Genomic DNA, 1,482 nt, shown 5'->3' on the forward strand with positions numbered 1-1,482 from the left:
CGACCGCCCGTGCTGCCGGGACCGCCGCTGCCCGCCCGGCCGCTCCTGGAGCGCGCCGAGGAACGGGAGCGCCTCGTCCGGCTGCTGGGCCGCGGCCGCTCCGTACGCCTCACCGGACCCGCCGGGTCGGGCCGCACCGCGCTCCTCGACTCCGTCGCCACCGCCTGCGCGGGCCTCGCCCCGGACGGGGTCGTCCGGCTCAGCGGCCACGGCCACCACCAGCCCGGCGAACTGCTCCACGCGCTGTACGGGGCCGTCCACGACTCCGGCGACGAACGGCCCGACCGTACGGAACTCCTCGCGCGGGTCGGTGAGATCGGCGCCATCGTGCTCCTCGACGACCTGGAACTGGGCGGCGCCGCGCTCGACGAGCTGCTGCGCGCCACCCCCGAATGCGCCTACCTGCTCGCCGCCACCCCCGACACCAAGGCCCCCTCCGACGACTCGCACCTGGAGGAGGTCTTCCTCGGCGGGCTCGGCAAGGCCGACTGCGTCCTGCTGCTGGAGGCCGCCACCGGACGGGCCCTGACGGAGGAGGAGACCACCTGGGCAGGTGACCTGCGCTTCGCCTCCGAAGGGTTGCCGCTGCGCTTCGTCCAGGCGGCCGCACTGCTGCGTCAGCGCGACGAACTGAACCGGGCCGCCTCCGAGGACGACGACGAGGAAACCGGCGTCTTCGAGGAACGCCCCCGCGACCCCGCCCACGTCCCGCTGCCCACCCTCGCCGAGGCCGCCGCGCCCGCCGAACTGCTGGCGTCCCGGGTCAGCGAGTCCGCCCGGGCCGCCCTGCGGATGGCCTGCGCGCTCGGCGGCGAGCTGCCGCACCACGCCCACCTCCCCGCCCTGGTCGGGGACACGCACGCGGACTCCGCCGTCGCGGAACTCCTCGGCTGCGGGCTGATCACCCCGGTCGGGCCCCGCTACCGGCTCGCCGAGGGCGTCGCCCGGCAGTTGGAGGAGGCCGGGTACGGGGAGACCTCCACCGAGGAGGCCCGGACCGCCGCCCGCCACTACGCCTGGTGGACCGGGCACGCCTCGGTGATCCCGACGCGCGTCGCGGCGGAGGCCGACGCGGTGCTGGCCGCCCTGGCGGGCGCCGACGTGGTGGCCGCCGTGCTCCTGGCCCGCACGGCCGCCCCGGCCCTCGCGGCCTCCCTGCACTGGGAGGCCTGGGAACGGGCGCTGCGTGCGGGCGCCGAGGCCGCGCGCAAGGCGGGGGAGGTCGCCGAGCAGGCCTACTTCCACCACGAGCTGGGCGTGCTCGCGCTGTGCGAGGGCCGCCTCGACCGGGCGCGCGCCGAACTGGAGGCCTCCATCGGGCTGCGCGGCGCGCTGGCCGACAAGCGCGGAACGGTGGCCGGACGCCGGGCGCTGGCCCTGGTCACCGACCGGGAGGCGGCACGGGCGCAGGCCTCCCCGCCGCTACGGCTGGAGCCGCCGACGGCCGCGCCGCCGACCGCCGCCACCGTCGCCCTGCCCGGG

Annotated in this window: 1 pseudogene; it reads left to right on the plus strand. The window is 77.9% G+C overall.

From position 1 onward, the window contains the following. Positions 1-1,482, plus strand: a pseudogene (locus NOD94_RS41045) (ATP-binding protein); the annotation flags it as partial.

Origin of the sequence: Streptomyces sp. Isolate_45 (assembly GCF_024721315.2) — a bacterium.
GTDB lineage: Bacteria > Actinomycetota > Actinomycetes > Streptomycetales > Streptomycetaceae > Streptomyces.